Here is an 18,627-nt window from a genome sequence, read left to right as displayed (position 1 = left end):
ATTCTATAATCATTTCGATAGCATCATTGTATACTATCTTGAAAAAATATTCAAGAGGAAAATATTGCACTTTTGAATAAAATGAGGTACAATATGCGGTTAGCTTTAGGTAACTATTGCAACTTAAATCCTAGAAAAGCACTATGAATTGGGCGTATTGAATAAAATTATTATATTCAATTTGTGAGAAATGCATAAATGACTAAAGGAGGATCACAAAGATCCTTCGATGTTGCAAAGATCTTGTTACTGTTCACAGGTAGGGATTTTCTGAACTGAAAATCCCGTATGATACAGTTCTGGCAGCAGATTTTGCCGATTTGGAATGCGAAGCATCGGCAAAATCCCGTTGCTGGGCACGCATGCGTGAACAGTAACGGATTTTCAGTTTTGTGAATACTACTTGCGCATTTTGGTGAAAAGTATTATAGTGTAATGTAGTATATCCAAAAGGAGGAATTCAACATGCAGATCAGTAAAGATATGTTAATCGGCGAGCTGCTTCAGAAGAGCGATCTGATTGCCCCGATTTTAATGCGTGCAGGTATGCATTGCCTGGGCTGCCCGTCTTCTCAGGGAGAGTCTCTGGAAGAGGCATGCATGGTTCACGGTATCGACTGTGATTCACTGGTATCTGGTATCAACGAGATCCTGGCTGATAAATAAGGCACGTTTGCAATATGGGAACAACAGCTGCTGGGCACATATGTGTGAACAGCAGCAAACAAAAAAGCGAAGACCATCGAAAGACGGTACTTCGCTTTTTTGTTTCCCTTTTTTAGATCAGGGCAAGTTTCTGTAATGCATCTGCTCCAATGATAATTTCATAGTGTTCCTGATAGTAGGCTTCGCCTGCAACGTCGGATTTTACTTTTTCACCGTATTCTGCAAGCAGATTACAGATACGGCTGAATGTGATCTGGTCTGCACCAGCGCTGGAAAGAACCAGATAATACTGGCTGCTTCCCGGTTTTTTGTAAAGCTTATTCGGGATGGAGCCGAGTGCTGCTGCAGCCCTTGCCGCATCGGAAATCTGATCCAGACTGCTGAAACGGTAGGTGCGGGTCTGAATGACGGGTGCACCATCGGCCGAACCGTCATTTGCTGATTCATTCGGGGTCTGCAGGGAAGCAGTGTCTGCATCTCCTGAAACTGCCGGATTATTCATGGCAAGCATATTTTGCTTAAACAGCTCCATGAGTCCGTCTGAACCTTCCAACAGCTCGTTTGCCAGACCGCTTAGGAAATTTTCTGCCCCGTCTTCGGAGAGAGGGGAGAATTTGGAAAAGCGGGTATCCAGCTCCTCAGGATCCTCTATCTTGGTGATGACAAGCATCACGCTTTCACCGGACAGCGGAATCGCTTCCACCATCAGGGGGATATCTTCAGCGTCAAAGCCAACTTCATTGGAGGCCTTTTGAATCATTTCACGAAACAGACTGCGGGCTTTTTCACTTCCATAAGCAAGCTCACCCAGATTTAAATTGCGGGAGCTGAGGTCAAGACTGGTCAGCGTGCAGCGAATCTGGTTTTCATTGATCCGTTCAATCTTCATAAGATCACTCCTTTCAATCTGAAATGGGAAAGGCGGAAAAAAGAATCTGCTTTCCTACTTTAATTATAGTACATGATAAGGGAAAATATCAATTCCTATGTAAAAATTTTAGGAAATGTTAAGAAAACGTGTTATTGTTCACACGTTGCTGTTTGCACAATGTGTGAACAGCAATAAGAAAACAACGAATGTCGAATTCTGTCGAACCTTGAGGATAGATTAAGTTGCCAGATAGCGTTACTCAGTCTAGAATAAAATCACAGAGACAAGTACAAAGAAGGAGGTGCAAAAACGGCGGACACCATTTTATTCGGAAAGTACCGGTTGTGCCGTGTACTGGGCTGCGGCAGAAGCGGTACAGTATTTCTGGCAAGGCACATGGAGCTGGACGAATACCGCGCCATCAAAAGGGTTCCGAAGACCTTTGTCAATTACGAACTGTTTAGAAGAGAAGCGCTGATACTGAAGGGGATTCGTGACCAGGCTATACCCATTGTGTATGATCTGGCGGAAGATGATCAGTACAGCTACCTGATTGAGGAGTATCTCGAAGGAGATTCTTTATATGCCCTGGTTACAGAATCAGGACATTGTTCATCGGCAATGACGATCTGTTACGGGATCCAGATTTGCCATCTGGTACATATCATGCATTCCACAATGCCTACCCCTATTTTATATCTTGATTTACAACCCAGAAATTTATTACTATGCGAAAACACAATCAAGTTGATCGATTTTGATCATGCAGTTTATGCAGATGAAGCGGAACATATGGAAGAACGTTATGGAACAATCGGCTGCGCGGCACCGGAACAGTATTCGGGAGATGTTTTAGATGGAAGAACAGATATTTATGCCATTGGTGCTGTCCTCCATTACATGCTGACAGGACATTTCCCGGGAGAACGTATCCGGACGGGGCAGGCAGAGTTATCAGGAATTACGGAGCGTCATCTGATGTGTGTTATCCGCAAATGTCTGCAGAAGGAAAAGGATAAACGGTTCCAGACGGTAGCAGAGCTGGAACAGTCACTGAAAGAACTTTGGAGCCAGTCGGAATATGGTGTGTTCCGATATGGGACAAAGCGTATGGAAAAGTCTCTGGTGATCGCCGTGGCGGGAAGCCGTCACGGAGTGGGAACGACCCACATTGCTATGGGCTTTACGGCATATCTGCAGCGATGCGGAATGCCAGCGGTTTATGAGGAACACAATGAATCCGGAGCGGTGCGCCAGCTTGCGCAGTGCCGGGGAGTCAGGGCAGATTCCTGTGGAATCTTCCGCATCTGGAAAACACCGATGCTGCCCCGTTATGGGGAAGTGGTGGAGTGGAAGCCGTCCGGATACCGGATCCGCATTCTGGACTGCGGTGCAGATCCGGCTATCCTGACACAGGAAAATGCGGACGGATATTTGCTGATATGCGGTGGAAAACCCTGGGAATGGGAGAATTCCGGAGACGCTGCAGCATACTGCGACTCTGTTCATGGCCTGAAGGTGCTTTACAATATGTTTTGTGACCGGTTGCCTTTCCGGCAGAAGTATTGTGTTGCAGGTGGATTCAGGATGCCATATTTTGCAGATCCATTTTATGGGAGCAATCCGTCAGACCGTGTATACCGGACAATCTGGAACCAATGGTTTGGACAGGGAGGAGATACGGTACGAAGGGTATTTTCGGGAATAAAAAAGAGACTCCGGTAAGCTTGCCAGACCTCCGGTTCCGGACGATTGGCCTGGTGGGCTGCGGACGGGGAGTGGGAACCAGTCATCTGGCGATTTCTCTGGCCAATTATCTGACGGGAGTGAAACGGAAAAAAACAGCAATACTGGAATGGAACGGTCATGGGGATTTTTCCAGGATAGAACGGTTTGCCGGGAAACATAGCGGCAGGCGGAAAGCGATGCAGCAGGAGACGGATCCAGGCAGGAATGTGTTTTGTCTGATGGATGTGGATTATTACAAAATGGCGGATCCGTCGGTGCTGGCTTTTTGTCTGGGGCAGGATTACCGTTATGTTATTCTGGATCATGGGGAAGCATCCCAAAGCAGCTTGTGCGAGTGTGTGCGCTGCGATCTAAAAATCCTGGTGGGGTCCTTAAATGAGTGGAAAGCAGAAGCATTTCTGGAAATTCTGGAGCAGGCAGGAAACATGGATAAAAGCTGGAAGCTGGCCGTAATGTCGGGCGGGGAGGAAACCAGAAGAGAAGTTGAGAGGCTGTTTCGGTGCAGGCTTCAGAAAATTCCAGCTTCAGTAGATGCATTTTGCATTACACCGGAAAAAATCAGGTATTTTGAAAAGCTGTTGCTGGGCACGCACATGTGAACAGTAGCAGGAGAAGGGTTACGATTTACGTAGTGCGTGAATAGTAGAAGTAATACAAAAGCATGCAGACGGTACAAAAACAGTGTGGATGGAATGTGTCACGGCAAAGCTTCAAAGAGCAGGTGCCGTCTGGCAGAAAAGAGGGGCAATGACAGCAGCAGAGAAAAAGCGAAGAGAAGAAAACCAGCTTTATGTAGAGGGGTTAAAGCGGTATCAGGAAAGAGGAATCCGTGTTTTAATCGACGGAGAGGATGCCAGTGACGCAACGTGGGGAAAATTATTTGAGATTCATGAGGACGGAAGCTTCTACATGGGTGACTACATCTTGGAAGACCTCCCGCAGGAAGAATCTGAAGAAGAGGAAGAAGAGGGGGTGCAGGAGGAAGCGGAAGATTATATGAAATCCAGACGGTTAAAAGAAATCCATTTTGACATCGTGTATCACCGGTAAAAAAAGAAACACATTCTGATCAAAAAAGAGAATCCCCGATTCAGCCCGGGAAAAAGATCAGGAAAATTTAAGAGAAGCCGTGTCTGATTTATGGTATACTGATAAAAAAGTTATTGTTCATAGATAGGAATCTTTTGAACAGAAAAAGAATACCACGAAGGAGATACGGCAGATGAAACGGTTTCTTACAACAGTACTGACTGTGATACTGACGATCGTGCTGCTTGCGGGAGCGGCAGCAGGGTTTATTTTATACCGGAAGTACAAACCATCAAAAGAACAGGTAGACCAGAATGAATGGTATCAGGCCAGCGGCGATGAGATGGCGCTGTTTTTAGACAGTGTGCTGGTGGAAGGAGTAAAGGGACGTTATATCGATGGACAGACCTATCTGCAGTTAGACTGGATCGATGAAGCGGTGAATGAGAAGTTTTACTGGGATGAAGAGAACAGACAGCTGATCTATACCTTGCCAGATCAGATCGTGTATGCAAATGAGGAAACCATGGGAAGCAGCGGAAAGCCGCTGGTGGTGCAGCAGGATGGTCAGGTATGGCTGCTGTCAAGCCTGGTGACTGCTTACACTAATGTGCGTATCGATACATACGATACGGACAATGTGCGCCGGGTATTTGTAGATACGTCGTGGGAACCGCAGCAGCTTGCGGCCGTGAAGAAGAAAAGTGCGCTGCGGATCCGCGGTGGTGTAAAGAGTGCCATGATCACAGAGGTTCCATCTGATTCTGAAGTGATCGTGCTGGAACAGCTGGATAACTGGAGCCGGGTACGTACGGAGGATGGACAGGTGGGCTATCTTGCGAACCGGCGCTTAAAGGAAACAGAAAGCAGGACGCTGGTCAGCACCTTTACAGAGCCGGAATATACCAGCATTTCCATGGATGGGCCGGTGGTGCTAGTCTGGCACCAGGTGACAAACCGCCAGGCCAATCAGGCAATGGAGAATCTGGTATCGAATACGAAGGGCGTAAATGTCATTGCACCGACCTGGTTTATGCTGACAGATAATCAGGGGAATTATGAATCCCTTGCAGATAAAAATTATGTGGACCGCGCCCATAGCATGGGACTGCAGGTATGGGCGGTTCTGGATAATTTTAACAAAGGGGAAAATGTCCAGTCAGAAATTTTGTTTGCCAGCACGGCAGCCAGAAAAAAACTGATCGCATCCCTGATGCAGGACGCAAAAACCTATGGCTTCGATGGAATCAATCTGGATGTGGAAGGAATCAAGGCTTCTGCCGGACCGCATTATGTCCAGTTTATCCGGGAGCTTTCTATTGACTGCAGAAAAGAAGGTCTTGTTTTATCGATCGATTCTTATGTGCCGGCATCCTATTCTGCCTTTTATAACTGGGCGGAGCAGGGCCGTGTAGCCGATTATGTAGTCATGATGGGATATGATGAGCACTACGCAGGCGGGGAAGCCGGTTCGGTTGCATCGATCGGATATGAGAGACAGGGCATTGAGGATCTGTTAAAGCAGGTACCGAAGGAAAAGCTCATCAGTGCGATCCCGTTTTATACTAGAATATGGAAAGAGGATGCATCTGGAACAACATCCCAGTCACTGGGAATCGCAGATGCAAAAGCGTGGGTCGAGGACAATCAGGTTGAACTTTACTGGCAGGATGACCTGGGACAGTATTATGGAGAGACGCAGAAGGATGGCGTAAATTACGAGATCTGGATGGAAGAAGAACGCTCTCTGGCATTGAAAATGCAGCTGATCCGGGACAATGGTCTGGCGGGTGTAGCCTGCTGGCGGCTTGGCCTGGAACCTGCGGATATCTGGGACACGGTAAAGCTGCCATAGGGTTCTGTGGGTGAACGGCAGATGGTTTGGAAAGGATGATGGGAATATGAGAAAGAAAACAGATGGCAGAAGGCAGGTGCTTTCTGCCTTTCTGCCTGTTCTTGCGGCAGTGGCTATTGTGAGTGGATGTGCAAACAACCGTCCGGCAGATGCCACGGCAGTGTCAGGAGAGCAGCAGACAGAACAGGCAGGAGCTGAGCAAGAAAAGGATACGGAAAAAACAGCAGGGAGCGAAACATCGCAAGCAGCAGACGAAACAGCTTCGGGGAAAACAGAAGCGGACAGGGAATCCGGCGCAGATAAAACCGGAACTGAAAAAACGAAAAAAGAAATCCGGTCAGATGAGGTGAAGGAAGACTCTGGGCCGCTTCCGAAAGCAGAAGATGGCGGCTGGGTAGAAAATATCATGCTGGGAACCGATATCCATTATTTTTCCGATTCCCTCACTGATGGAGGACCACGTTTTCAGGAAATGGTGGAATATGGAGACGGTAAGGTGGTCACTTATATTGACCAGATCACGGATGCGTTTCTGGATGAAGTGGTAAAGCTGCGTCCAAACGTGCTGGTTTTAAGTGGCGATCTCACCTTAAACGGCGAAAAAGCAAGCCATAAGGATCTTGCGGAAAAGCTGCACCGGGTAGAAAATAATGGAATTCCGGTTCTTGTGATTCCGGGAAACCATGACATCAATAACCGGCAGGCAGCGCGGTATGAAGGCGAAGAGCGCCTTCCGGCTGAATATATAACACCGGAGGAGTTCCGCCAGATATATCGCGCGTTTGGCTACGACGAGGCGTCCAGTGAAGATCCGAACAGTCTGAGTTATCTGTATGAGCTGGATGAGAATACCTGGCTGCTCATGATCGACAGCTGCCAATACAGCCCGGTCAACAAGGTTGGCGGTGCGATTTCAGAAGATACGTATGAATGGATCGGGCAGCAGCTGGAGGCAGCCTGGGATGCTGGTGTAGAGATCATCCCCATTGCCCATCATAACCTGCTGGATGAAAGTGAGATTTATGTAGACGAATGCACGATTGAACACAGTGAACAATTTGTGGACCTTTTGGAAAACTGGGATGTACCGCTGTTTCTGAGTGGGCACCTTCATGTACAGCATTGCAAACGTTCCGATGAAAACAGGGGAATCTGGGAGATGGTAACAGCATCGCTGGCAACACCATCATGTAAATATGCGATCCTTACATACCGGGATGACCGGAGCTTTCTGTACCGGACCCGGTCACTGGATGTAGAAGGCTGGGCGAAGAAGAATGGGCAGACAGAAGAGGATCTTCTGAATTTCAGCAAGTTCCAGACACCATTTTTGCGCCGGGTATTCTATAATCAGGCAGTGGCGGCGTTAAAAGAGGTACCGGAGATTACAGACAGCGAACGAGAGCAGATGGCCCAGTTATATTCCCTGCTAAAATACCATTATTACCAGGGAACGGCATACCAGGTGCAGGATATGGTACGCAGTGATCCGGCCTATGCATTGTGGCAGGAGGACGGTATGGCAACGCAGCAGGGAGAATATTTCCAGTATATCCTGAAAGATGGTGTGCGGGACTATAACCGGCTTGAGGTAGAGTAGCGCTGTGAAGCGGTACGGGTTTCTGCCCAAATGAGAGTGAAAGACCCAAGTCTTTTCGCAGTCCGGGAGTCATATATCTATAAGAAAAGGTCGGACCCGGAGAGATCGTATGTGGAAAGGTTTGGAAAGATTAGAGCAGCTTATGACAGTCATGCTTCTGACATCCGTTTTTTTGCTGTCCCGCCATGCAGGACTTATGGTATCCAGCCAGAGTGTGACAGCAAAGACTCACCGGCCGGTTGTAGTCCTGGATAGTGGACACGGCGGCATGGACCCTGGTAAGATCGGTATAGACGGAAGTCTGGAAAAAGACATTAACCTGCAGATCGCGGAACGGTTGAAAATGTATCTGGAGGCATCCGATGTAGATGTGATCATGACCAGGGAGGATGACCGGGGACTGTACGAAGAGTCAGACGACAGCAAAAAGATGGCGGACATGAAAAACCGTTGTAAAAAAATTGAAGAAGCGAATCCGGATCTGGTGGTGAGCATCCATCAGAACAGCTATCACCAGGAACCGGTATCCGGCGGCCAGGTATTTTATTATAAAACATCCGAAAGAGGAAAGCGCCTTGCAGAGATTATGCAGAGGCGCTTTGACTTTGTATTGGGAAAAAAGAATACCAGGCAGGCAAAGCCGAATGGAAATTATTATCTTCTCCTGCATGTAAAGCAGCCGATCGTGATCGTGGAATGCGGTTTTTTGTCAAACTGGAAGGAGGCGGCAGCGCTGAATTCTGCAGAATACCAGGATCGGCTGGCATGGACGATCCATATGGGGGTGATGGAGTACTTGAATGGCCAGTAACGAAAAGCGAGAGAGAAAAGCCTCTTGATTTTTAAACAGAGATGTACTATAGTTAAGGCAACGATAAGTTCTTCGGGGCGGGGTGTAATTCCCCACCGGCGGTTACAGTCCGCGACCTGTGTAAAGCAGTTGATTTGGTGAAATTCCAAAACCGACAGTATAGTCTGGATGAGAGAAGAAATTGTGTGAAGGCTTTTACAGCGAGACTTGTAATGGCAGCATGAATGACTTGAATCCCCCGGGTAGCGATATCCGGGGGTTTTTTCGGTCTCATAGGAAATTGCACCATATGAAATAAAATGCTCCGTGAGAATGTACTAAGACACATTCTTTCTTGCTTCACACGATTCCTCTGAATAATGAACTTACACAATCTATTTCAGGAGGAAAAAACATGAAAGAAAAATTACTTACGACCAAAAATGTTGTATTAATGGGAATGTTTGGTGCCCTTGCAGGTGTGCTGATGCTGTTTGAGTTCCCGCTTCCGTTTCTTGCACCGAGTTTTTACGGATTGGATGTCAGCGAGGTGCCGGTACTGATCGGAACCTTTGCCATGGGACCGGCGGCAGGCGCAGTTATGGAAGTTGTAAAAATTCTGGTAAAGCTGGTATTAAAGCCGACCAGCACCGGCTTTGTAGGAGAGTTTGCAAACCTTGTGATCTCCTGTGCCCTGGTCATTCCGGCAGGTCTGATCTATAAAATTTCCCATACCAGAAAAGGTGCCATGACAGGACTTGTGGTGGGAACCATCTGCATGGCAGTGGTTGGCGTGGTAGCCAACGCCCTGGTTATGCTCCCGTTCTACTCCAACTTTATGCCGCTTGAGACGATCCTGGCAGCAGGTGCAGCCATCAACCCGGCAGTCGGAAGTGTATGGACCTTTGCGTTGTTCTGTGTTGGACCGTTCAATGTGGTCAAAGGCATTGTAGTATCGGTTGTGACTGCTCTGGTTTATAAACGTGTCAGTGTGCTGATCCACAGTATCGGAACGCACAAGACCGTGAAAAACGAGAAACGTGTGAATGCATAAATAATATAGAAAACTTATATTCTGACACCCTGCGGTCTGTCTTGCACCGCAGGGTGTCTTGTGTTATGATAAGGCAGAAACAGACCGGTAAAAAGATAAGGTTTTGTGCCGGGAATAATGATGTGGACACAGCGTTGACAGCACGCTGGCCTCATGTTGCGTGCAGGATTGCAAAGAAGGTAAAGCTATGAATACAAAACTGGTAAAAATAGAAGATACAAAACAGATCAAAGATGAGGAACTGGCTGAGGCGGCGCAGATTTTGCGTGACGGCGGGCTGGTGGCATTTCCGACCGAGACGGTTTATGGTCTTGGTGCGAATGCACTGGATGAGACTGCGGCAAAGAAGATTTACGCAGCCAAGGGTCGCCCGTCCGACAACCCGCTGATTGCGCATATTTCCTGTCTGGAAGAGCTGGAGCCGCTTGTGGCATACATTCCGGAGGCGGGAAGAAAGCTGGCGGAGGCATTCTGGCCGGGACCGCTGACCATGGTATTTCCGAAAAGTGACATTGTGCCTTACGGAACGACCGGCGGGCTGGATACGGTGGCAGTCCGTATGCCGAGTGACCCGGTGGCAAACCGCCTGATCAAGCTGGCTGGTGTTCCGGTGGCAGCACCGAGTGCGAATACATCCGGCAGGCCAAGCCCGACTACGGCACAGCATGTATGGCAGGACATGGAAGGCAAGATTGAGATGATCTTAGACGGCGGCCCGGTGGGAATCGGTGTGGAGTCTACCATTGTGGATGTATCCGGGGATGTGCCGACATTGCTTCGTCCGGGTGCAATTACCATGGAGATGCTGCGCGAGACCGTAGGACAGGTAGAGATTGATCCGGCGATCCAGGCACCGCCAAGTGCGGATCTGCGGCCGAAGGCACCGGGAATGAAATACCGGCATTATGCACCGCATGCAGATTTGCAGCTGGTAGAGGGTGAGACTGGTAAGGTGGTGGAAACCATCAACGAACTGGTGAAAGAGAAGCTTGTGGAGGCAAAAAAGTCGGTGTGATCTGTACCGATGAGACAAAGGCGCGTTATCCGCAGGGAGAGGTTCGAAGTGTAGGACTTCGTGCGAAGGAAGAGACGATCGCCCACAACCTGTTTGCGGTATTGCGTGAATTTGATGATCTGGATGTGGATTGCATTTATTCGGAGAGCTTTTCGAAGGATCATCTGGGGCAGGCAATCATGAACCGGCTTACAAAGGCCGCAGGGTATCATGTGCTGAAGGTGTGAAAAAACAGAAGCCAGAACAAAAACAGAGTAGGATCTGCTGATGTCAGGATGACGCAGACGCATTGTGATGCAGCAGGATAGAAGACAGGAGGCGGCATAAGATGAGCAATTCAAAGAAACGTGCAGATTACATTTCCTGGGATGAATATTTTATGGGTGTGGCGGATCTATCCGGCCGCCGTTCGAAGGACCCGAACACGCAGGTTGGTGCCTGCATTGTCAGCGAAGATAATAAGATCATGTCCATGGGCTACAATGGTTTCCCGAAGGGCTGCTCAGACGATGAGTTCCCGTGGGGACGTGAGCAGGAGGGCGATGATCCGTACAGTACCAAATATCTGTATGTGACACACAGTGAACTGAATGCGATTTTGAATTATCGCGGAGGCAGCCTGGAAGGCAGCAAGATTTATGTAACCCTTTTCCCTTGCAATGAGTGCGCAAAAGCAATCATCCAGGCAGGAATCAAAACCATTATCTATAAGGAAGACAAATATCCGGATTCTCCGTCGGTACGGGCATCCAAACGCATGCTGAATGCGGCAGGCGTGCGGTATTACCAGTACGACCAGACCGGAAGAAAGATTGAGATTGACGTATAAAGTATGAAGTTTTTATTGACGGCGATCAATGCCAAATATATCCACTCCAATCCCGGAGTGTACAGCTTAAAAATATTTGCCGAGTCCCAGGGCGCGGCAGCAGCACAGGGAGACCAGAATCTGTTTGATGATGGTCTCCCTTGTGTGCCTGAGAAGGCAGCGCTGACTGCTCCTGCTGTAGCAGGTCTGACGGAGGTTGCAAAAGAAAAACAGGGAGCCGGATGCAGTATGCAGGTGGAAATTGCGGAGTACACCATCAACAACCAGATGGAACTGATCCTGGAGGATATTTACCGGAGAAAACCGGATCTGATCGGGATTTCCTGCTATATCTGGAATATTTCCTATGCGCTGGATCTGGTGCGGGATATTCATAAGGTGCTTCCCGATGCCGATATCTGGCTTGGCGGTCCGGAGGTTTCCTATGACGCGCCGGAGCTTCTTACCAGGGAGCCGGAGGTGTTTGGTGTCATGAAGGGCGAAGGCGAAGAGATGTTTGCCGGGCTCTTAAACTGTTACCGGACACTGGGGTGCACGGTGCGGAGTCTGTGGCAGAATAAAGACTCTGATATACAGGCTTATGGGATACCGGCTATGGAACGGGAAAACAAAGCGGGTGATTTCTGGCAACAGATGCAAAAGGTTGCAGGCCTTACCTATCGACGCGAAGACGGAACCGTCTGCGACCAGCCGATCCGTCCAGTCATGGATATGAGCCGGATCCCATTTTTATATCCGAGTCTGGATGGCTTTGAAAACCGGATCGTTTATTACGAGAGCAGCCGTGGCTGCCCGTTTTCCTGCAGTTATTGCCTGTCCTCCATCGACAAGTCCGTCCGCTTCCGCAATGTGAAGCTGGTGCTTCAGGAGCTGGATTTCTTTTTGGAGCGGAAGGTACCGCAGGTAAAGTTTGTGGACCGGACCTTTAATGCAAAAAAGAGTCATGCCATGGCAATCTGGAAGCATATTCTGGAGCATGATAATGGTGTGACAAACTTCCACTTTGAGATTACGGCAGACCTTCTGGATGAAGAAGAACTGGAACTTATCAGCCGGATGCGCCCGGGGCTGATCCAGTTGGAGATCGGCGTGCAGAGCACCAACCGGATACGATCCGGGCAATCCGCCGCAAGATGGATCTGGACCGCCTGCGCTATGTGGTGGAACGGATCAATGCAGGGAAAAATGTACACCAGCATCTGGATCTGATCGCCGGACTTCCTTTTGAGGATTACGATTCCTTCGGGCGTTCGTTCAACGATGTGTACGCCATGGAACCGGAGCAGTTCCAGCTTGGTTTTTTGAAGGTGTTAAAAGGCTCTTATATGCACGAAAAGGTAGAGGAGTACGATCTGAAATACCGGGGAAAGGCACCGTATGAGGTGCTTTCTACCAAATGGCTGCCTTACAGCGATGTGCTGCGCTTAAAAGGTGTAGAGGATATGGTGGAGGTTTACTATAACAGCCGCCAGTTCCTGAAGACATTAAAGCTGTTCGAGCAGGAGTTTGGAAACGCATTTTCCATGTACGAATACATGGCGCAGTATTATGATGAAAATCATCTGACCGGGTTAAACCACAGCCGTCTGGCCCGCTATGAAATCTTCCATGATCTGATCCGTCAGAGGGTGGGGGAGGAAAAGCCTGGTGCATTCGAGGATGCGCTCATGTGTGATCTGTATCTTCGAGAAAATGCCAAGAGCCGTCCGGCGTTTGCACTGGCGCAGGCACCTTATAAGGAAGAAATCCGACGGTTAGTTCCGGAACTCAGGACGCTTGGAACACAGATTCATGTGGAGGTGCTGCGTTCGGGCGAAATTTTGCTGTTTGATTACCGGGAGAAGGACCGGTTAAACCATAATGCGAAGCTGACGGTGTTGGGGAGGATCTGAGTATGAGCGGAGAAAATGTGACGCTGGATGCAGAAAATAAGAAGGATGCCGCAGTAGATCAGATGAAGCACGATCTGGGAGCAGGAATACGGCTGCAGTCGGGGCAGGCGGTTGGGAGACAGATTCAGATTCCGAACAGTTACATCGCGCTGGATCTGGAAACTACCGGCCTGAATCCCAAACAGGATAAGATCATTGAGATCGGGGCTGTGCGGGTTGAGGCTGGTCAGGAGACCGGGCGCTTTCACACGATGCTCGATCCGCACCGGGAATTGGAGACGCGGATCACGGAACTGACAGGTATCACCGGGGATATGTTGGAAAACGCCCCGGATCTTGTGGACATCCTGCCGGGATTTCTGGATTTCTGTGGAGAACTTCCGCTTCTTGGCCATCGGATCATCTTCGATTACAGCTTTTTAAAGCGGGCGGCGGTCAACCAGGGCCTTACCTTTGAAAAGGACGGGATCGACACGCTGACGATGTGCCGCCGTTTTATGCCGGCAGAGGAGAGCAAACGGCTGGGAGCAGCCTGTGCCTTTTATGGTCTTACACAGGAGAGCGCCCACCGCGCACTGGGCGATGCATTGGATGCCCACAGGCTGTATCAGAAGCTGGTGGAGAAGCATGCAGGGCAGGCGCCGGAAGCATTTGCGGCTGAGCCTCTGATTTACAAGGTAAAGCGGGAACAGCCCGCATCCAAAAAGCAAAAAGAGGACTTGCGGTATTTACTAAAATATCATAAAATAGATTTACCTGTGCAGATTGACTATCTGAGCAGGAATGAGATTTCCCGTATCACCGATAAGATCATATCGAAATATGGGCGGATCTCCATGAAGCAAACTTAAAAAACCGGCCCCTTAGACAGGGCTGGTCCTATTTTTTAGAAGAGGTGATTCATTATGATGAATATGCATAACAATAAGAAAGCCCGCATTATCATGGGTATTGTGATCGTAATCCTGATCGTGGCTATGGTTGCGCCGATGGCACTGTCTGTCATGATGTAATGGATTCCTGCGTCAGCAGGTAGTAGAGCACGAAGTGCGGGATCCGTGAGTTTAAGCTATAGTATGTGAGCAGCAAAGGGAGAAGTTTATGAAAATATGGAATCTGCTTGGGGGACTGACGTTGGTGGCAGCCCTGGGGAGTGCAGTGGCATTCCCTGCTTACGCAAAAGAAGCAGCATATCCGGATGGTATTTATGTAGGGGATTTTTCCCTTGGTGGATTGACAAAAGAACAGGCGGAGAAAGGATTTTCCCAGTATCTGTCTGAGCTGGAGGCGCGCACCGTGACACTGCGTGTCGATGGAACCGAGGTTAAGACAACGGCAAAAGAGCTGGGGTATGCCTGCGGAAACGAAGATGCACTGGAAGAAGCAGAAGATTATGCGGCCGGTGGCTGTCTGATCCGGCAGTATATGGAGCGCAAGGATCTGGAAAAGGAGCCGGTTCATATTCCGCTGGATGCACAGGTCGACGAAGCGTCAGTCCAGATGCTGATCGATGCGAAGTGTGCAGGGCTGGTCGATGAACCGAAGGATGCAGTCATTACGCGGAAAAACGGAAAATTTGAGATTACAGAAGAACAGACAGGAAAGACTGTCGACACCAAAGCAACCATCGAGAAGCTGAATGAGGCGCTGGCAGAAGATTTGGCAGAAGTGACAGCCGATGCGGTGATCATTGTAGGAGAACCGAAAATCAAAAAAGAAGACCTTGCTTCCATTTCCGATGTGCTTGGTACCTGCACGACGGCTTATGCAAGCAGCGGTGCATCACGCTCCGGAAACATTGCAAATGGTGTTTCCAAGATCAACGGCCATGTGCTGATGCCGGGGGAAACCTTATCGGGTTACGAGTGCATGCATCCGTTTACCATCGAAAACGGTTATTTTACGGCAGCGGCGTATGAGAATGGCCAGGTTGTGGACAGCGTTGGCGGCGGTGTCTGCCAGATCGCAACCACGCTTTATGACGCATCACTGGAAGCAGAACTGGAAATCACCCAGCGGCAGAACCATTCCATGATCGTCACCTATGTGAAACCATCCATGGATGCGGCGATTGCCGGAACCTATAAGGATATTAAGATCACGAATAACTACAGTACCCCGATCTATATCGAGGGAACGACAGCGGGGAAAACGCTGACCTTTACGATCTACGGAAAGGAAACACGTCCGACAAATCGGAAGGTAGAGTACATTTCCGAGACGATAAGCAAGACCGATCCTGGTGAGCCGCAGCGAAAGGTAGACAATTCGCTTCGCCCGGGACAGACGAAGCAGGTTCAGTCAGCACATATCGGTTACAAATCCAGACTGTGGAAGGTGGTAACGGTAGATGGTGTGGAGAAAGAGCGCACCATCCTGCATACCGACACCTACAATCCGTCTAAGGCCATTGTTCTGGTAGGACCGGCAGCGCCGGCAGAGACACCGGCTCAGCCTGTGGAAACTCCTGCAGAAAACACGTCGGCGGAAACTTCGGCAGAACATACACCTGAGACCGCCGCATCGGCGGAAACTGCAGCACCGGCAACCCAGCCTGAGCAAAGCCAGGTGGTGGGACCGGGAACAGCAAATGCGTCTGCGGGCGAAGCTTCAGCCGGAGGACCCGGTGAGGCGGCAGCACCAGTTGAAAATGCATCGCAGCCGGAATAATCCGGAGTCTTGTAAGGCTTTTGTTGCTGGGCACGCACGCGTGAACCGGAATGAGGATTGGAATGCGAAGCATCGGCAAAATCCCGTTGCCAGGCACGCGTGCGTGCACAGCAACAATGGCATGCTTCCGAACAGAAAAAGGATTGAAATATTATGATGCGAAGAATTGAGCGCGAGAACACGGGACTTTTGCACCCCGGACAGGATCTGGTGGTTGCAGGTTATGCGGGTCTCGCGGGAACTTTGAAGCTGGTGGAAACAAAGAAAGAAGAGCTTTCCCATTGGTTTTCCGGTGAATATATGGATGAGATCGCGGAATGCAGTCAGTACCTTGTGCCAGTGACAGCAGAAAGTGCGCAGGAAACAGCAGGTCTGGCTGAAGTGGCAGCACAGTTGGCTGGCACGTCTGCGGTGCAGAAACAGGATCTGGAACCAGAAACCGCATATGATGGAACTTTCTGGAAAAGTCTTGGTGCCACAGAGTGGGAACCGGCCGGGGAAGGCGGCATCTTAACTGCCATCTGGAATCTGACCGGCGCCTATGAGACCGGCGTGGAGTTTTATCTGCGCCAGATCCCCATCCGCCAGGAGACGGTGGAGGTCTGTGAGCGCCTGGAGTTAAATCCGTACCGGCTTTACAGCCAGGGCTGCATCCTTTTGACTGCCGAAAACGGCGGTCAGCTGGTGCGTGCACTGGCAGAAAAAAACATTCCGGCACAGGTTATTGGCCGGGTGAACAAAGGCATTGCACGGGAAATGGTCGTGCAGGAAGGACGGGGATTTTTAGAGCGTCCCCAGCCTGATGAAATAACGAAAGTGATTCCCGGTTTTTTCGCCTGAAAAGATCGGGATTCCCTATATATCGCAGCTGCACAGGATTTTCCATGTGAACAGGAATCATGTTGCAACTGCAGGATTTACACAATTATACAAGGAGGCAATCAAAAATGAGAGAGAAAATTTTGGCGGTAATCGAAAAAAACAGCAGAATCGATATCCATGACCTGGCGATTCTTTTAGGGGAGAGCGAAGTCGCGGTCGCCAATGAGATTGCCGAGATGGAGAAAGAACATATTATCTGTGGTTACCACACCCTGATCAACTGGGACAACACCAGTGAGGAGAAGGTCGTTGCGCTGATCGAGGTAAAAGTAACTCCCCAGCGCGGCATGGGATTCGACAAGATTGCAGAGCGCATCTACCAGTACAGCGAGGTCAATGCCGTATACTTAATGTCTGGAGCATTTGATTTTACCGTGTTTATTGAGGGCAAGACCATGCGCCAGGTTGCACAGTTTGTATCCGACAAGCTGGCACCGCTTGATTCGGTCTTAAGCACTGCAACCCATTTTGTACTGAAAAAATATAAGGACCACGGAACCATTCTCTGCGACGAGGTCCAGGATGAAAGGATGCTGATTACACCGTGAGAAACCCATTAAATGAAAAAATCGTTTCCATCCCGCCGTCCGGGATCCGTAAATTTTTTGATATCGTCAGTGAGATGAAGGATGCTATCTCCCTTGGTGTGGGCGAGCCGGACTTCGACACGCCGTGGCACATCCGCGAGGAAGGCATTTATTCCCTGGAAAAGGGCCGTACCTTTTATACCTCCAATGCAGGTTTAAAGGATTTAAAGATTGAGATCCACAATTATCTGGAGCGCCGCTGCAATGTCTGCTATGATCCGGACCATGAGATCATGGTAACTGTGGGTGGCAGTGAAGCGATCGATGCGGCTATGCGTGCCATGATCGATCCGGGCGATGAAGTACTGATCCCGCAGCCAAGCTATGTTTCCTATACTCCGTGCTGTGTTCTGGCAGACGGTGTTCCGGTCATCATTGAACTGGAAGAAAAGGACAACTTCCGTCTGACTCCGGAAAAACTGTTAGAGAAGATTACGCCGAAGACCAAGATCCTGGTACTGCCGTTCCCGAATAACCCGACCGGTGCGATCATGGAGCGGGAGGATCTGGAGAAGATCGCAGAGATTGTCATTGAGAAAGATCTTTACGTCATTTCCGATGAGATCTATTCGGAGCTGACCTACGCAAAGGAAGACCATGTGACGATCGCTTCCCTGCCTGGCATGAAAGAGCGCACCGTTCTGATCAACGGCTTTTCCAAGGCATTTGCCATGACCGGATGGCGTCTGGGCTATGCCTGCGCATCGGAGCTGATCTTAAAACAGATGTTAAAGATCCACCAGTATGCGATCATGTGTGCACCGACGACGAGTCAGTACGCGGCAGTGGAAGCGCTGCGCAATGGCGATGAAGACGTACAGCACATGCGGGAATCCTACGACCAGAGACGCCGTTATCTGATGAACGCCTTTGCGGAGATGGGGCTGGATTGCTTTGAGCCGCAGGGTGCATTCTATATGTTCCCGAGCATCAAACGCTTCGGCATGACTTCCGAAGAGTTTGCGACCCGGCTTTTGCGCGAAGAAAAAGTAGCAGTGGTCCCGGGAACTGCATTTGGAGACTGCGGAGAAGGCTTCCTCCGTGTGTCCTATGCGTATTCCTTAAAGAGTTTAAAGGAGGCCCTTAGCCGCATCAAACGGTTTGTGGACCGCCTGGACGGAAAAACGGAGTAAAACGA

The 18,627-nt window shown here is 49.5% G+C and carries 17 protein-coding genes, 1 pseudogene and 1 riboswitch; of the genes and pseudogenes, 17 read left to right on the top strand and 1 reads right to left on the bottom strand.

The window, feature by feature from the left end; translation table 11 throughout:
• Positions 1-465 precede the first annotated feature (465 nt).
• Positions 466-666 (top strand): DUF1858 domain-containing protein, encoded by a 201-nt coding sequence (locus DXA97_RS14100; RefSeq protein WP_118543892.1) that lies wholly within the window; start codon positions 466-468, stop codon positions 664-666.
• 112 nt (positions 667-778) lie between these two features.
• On the opposite strand, the gene DXA97_RS14095 is transcribed toward DXA97_RS14100, so the two are convergent.
• A complete protein-coding gene (locus DXA97_RS14095) occupies positions 779-1,555 on the bottom strand; it encodes an adaptor protein MecA (protein WP_118720864.1) in 777 nt (258 codons plus the stop codon).
• Between the two features lie 324 nt (positions 1,556-1,879).
• Between DXA97_RS14095 and DXA97_RS14090 the strand changes: the two genes are divergently transcribed.
• The 16 genes and pseudogenes from DXA97_RS14090 to DXA97_RS14020 all read left to right on the top strand — a co-directional run bounded on the left by DXA97_RS14090 (position 1,880) and on the right by DXA97_RS14020 (position 18,622).
• The gene (locus tag DXA97_RS14090; protein ID WP_182436916.1) at positions 1,880-3,262 is read left to right on the top strand and encodes a serine/threonine-protein kinase; all 1,383 of its coding nucleotides are present in this window, start codon (positions 1,880-1,882) and stop codon (positions 3,260-3,262) included.
• 2 nt (positions 3,263-3,264) lie between these two features.
• Complete coding sequence (locus DXA97_RS14085) at positions 3,265-3,885, top strand: hypothetical protein (RefSeq protein WP_118720862.1); 621 nt, start codon at positions 3,265-3,267, stop codon at positions 3,883-3,885.
• A 148-nt stretch (positions 3,886-4,033) separates the two neighbouring features.
• Complete coding sequence (locus DXA97_RS14080) at positions 4,034-4,336, top strand: hypothetical protein (protein WP_118720861.1); 303 nt, start codon at positions 4,034-4,036, stop codon at positions 4,334-4,336.
• A gap of 172 nt (positions 4,337-4,508) precedes the next feature.
• Complete coding sequence (locus tag DXA97_RS14075; RefSeq protein WP_118720860.1) at positions 4,509-6,170, top strand: glycosyl hydrolase family 18 protein; 1,662 nt, start codon at positions 4,509-4,511, stop codon at positions 6,168-6,170.
• Between the two features lie 46 nt (positions 6,171-6,216).
• Positions 6,217-7,770 (top strand): metallophosphoesterase, encoded by a 1,554-nt coding sequence (locus DXA97_RS14070; protein ID WP_118720859.1) that lies wholly within the window; start codon positions 6,217-6,219, stop codon positions 7,768-7,770.
• Between the two features lie 109 nt (positions 7,771-7,879).
• Positions 7,880-8,581 (top strand): N-acetylmuramoyl-L-alanine amidase, encoded by a 702-nt coding sequence (locus DXA97_RS14065; RefSeq protein WP_243107680.1) that lies wholly within the window; start codon positions 7,880-7,882, stop codon positions 8,579-8,581.
• A 64-nt stretch (positions 8,582-8,645) separates the two neighbouring features.
• Positions 8,646-8,765: riboswitch (FMN riboswitch) on the top strand.
• A gap of 210 nt (positions 8,766-8,975) precedes the next feature.
• Positions 8,976-9,614 (top strand): ECF transporter S component, encoded by a 639-nt coding sequence (locus DXA97_RS14060; RefSeq protein ID WP_118720858.1) that lies wholly within the window; start codon positions 8,976-8,978, stop codon positions 9,612-9,614.
• Positions 9,615-9,801: 187 nt separating this feature from the next.
• A pseudogene (locus tag DXA97_RS14055) lies at positions 9,802-10,856 on the top strand (L-threonylcarbamoyladenylate synthase).
• A gap of 101 nt (positions 10,857-10,957) precedes the next feature.
• The gene (locus DXA97_RS14050) at positions 10,958-11,458 is read left to right on the top strand and encodes a dCMP deaminase family protein (protein WP_118720857.1); all 501 of its coding nucleotides are present in this window, start codon (positions 10,958-10,960) and stop codon (positions 11,456-11,458) included.
• A 3-nt stretch (positions 11,459-11,461) separates the two neighbouring features.
• A complete protein-coding gene (locus DXA97_RS22315; protein WP_347561629.1) occupies positions 11,462-12,667 on the top strand; it encodes a cobalamin-dependent protein in 1,206 nt (401 codons plus the stop codon).
• A complete protein-coding gene (locus DXA97_RS22310; protein ID WP_347561628.1) occupies positions 12,592-13,350 on the top strand; it encodes a DUF4080 domain-containing protein in 759 nt (252 codons plus the stop codon). The genes DXA97_RS22315 and DXA97_RS22310 overlap by 76 nt, the downstream gene beginning before the upstream one ends.
• Positions 13,351-13,352: 2 nt before the next feature.
• On the top strand, positions 13,353-14,201 hold the full coding sequence (locus DXA97_RS14040; protein ID WP_347560320.1) for a 3'-5' exonuclease: 849 nt from the start codon (positions 13,353-13,355) through the stop codon (positions 14,199-14,201).
• 250 nt (positions 14,202-14,451) lie between these two features.
• Positions 14,452-16,020: a VanW family protein gene (locus tag DXA97_RS14035; RefSeq protein WP_118720856.1), complete on the top strand. Its 1,569-nt coding sequence runs from the start codon at positions 14,452-14,454 to the stop codon at positions 16,018-16,020.
• A 153-nt stretch (positions 16,021-16,173) separates the two neighbouring features.
• Positions 16,174-16,860 carry an AIR synthase-related protein gene (locus DXA97_RS14030; RefSeq protein ID WP_347560321.1) on the top strand — a complete coding sequence of 229 codons (687 nt, stop codon included), beginning with the start codon at positions 16,174-16,176 and terminating at the stop codon, positions 16,858-16,860.
• A 107-nt stretch (positions 16,861-16,967) separates the two neighbouring features.
• Positions 16,968-17,450, top strand: coding sequence for an Lrp/AsnC family transcriptional regulator (locus DXA97_RS14025; RefSeq protein ID WP_118543877.1), 483 nt, complete (start codon positions 16,968-16,970; stop codon positions 17,448-17,450).
• The gene (locus tag DXA97_RS14020; protein WP_118720855.1) at positions 17,447-18,622 is read left to right on the top strand and encodes an aminotransferase class I/II-fold pyridoxal phosphate-dependent enzyme; all 1,176 of its coding nucleotides are present in this window, start codon (positions 17,447-17,449) and stop codon (positions 18,620-18,622) included. The genes DXA97_RS14025 and DXA97_RS14020 overlap by 4 nt, the downstream gene beginning before the upstream one ends.
• Positions 18,623-18,627 lie beyond the last annotated feature (5 nt).

Source organism: Clostridium sp. OF09-36 (assembly GCF_003481985.1).
GTDB lineage: Bacteria > Bacillota > Clostridia > Lachnospirales > Lachnospiraceae > Brotaphodocola.
This window is presented reverse-complemented; position numbering and strand designations above follow the sequence as displayed.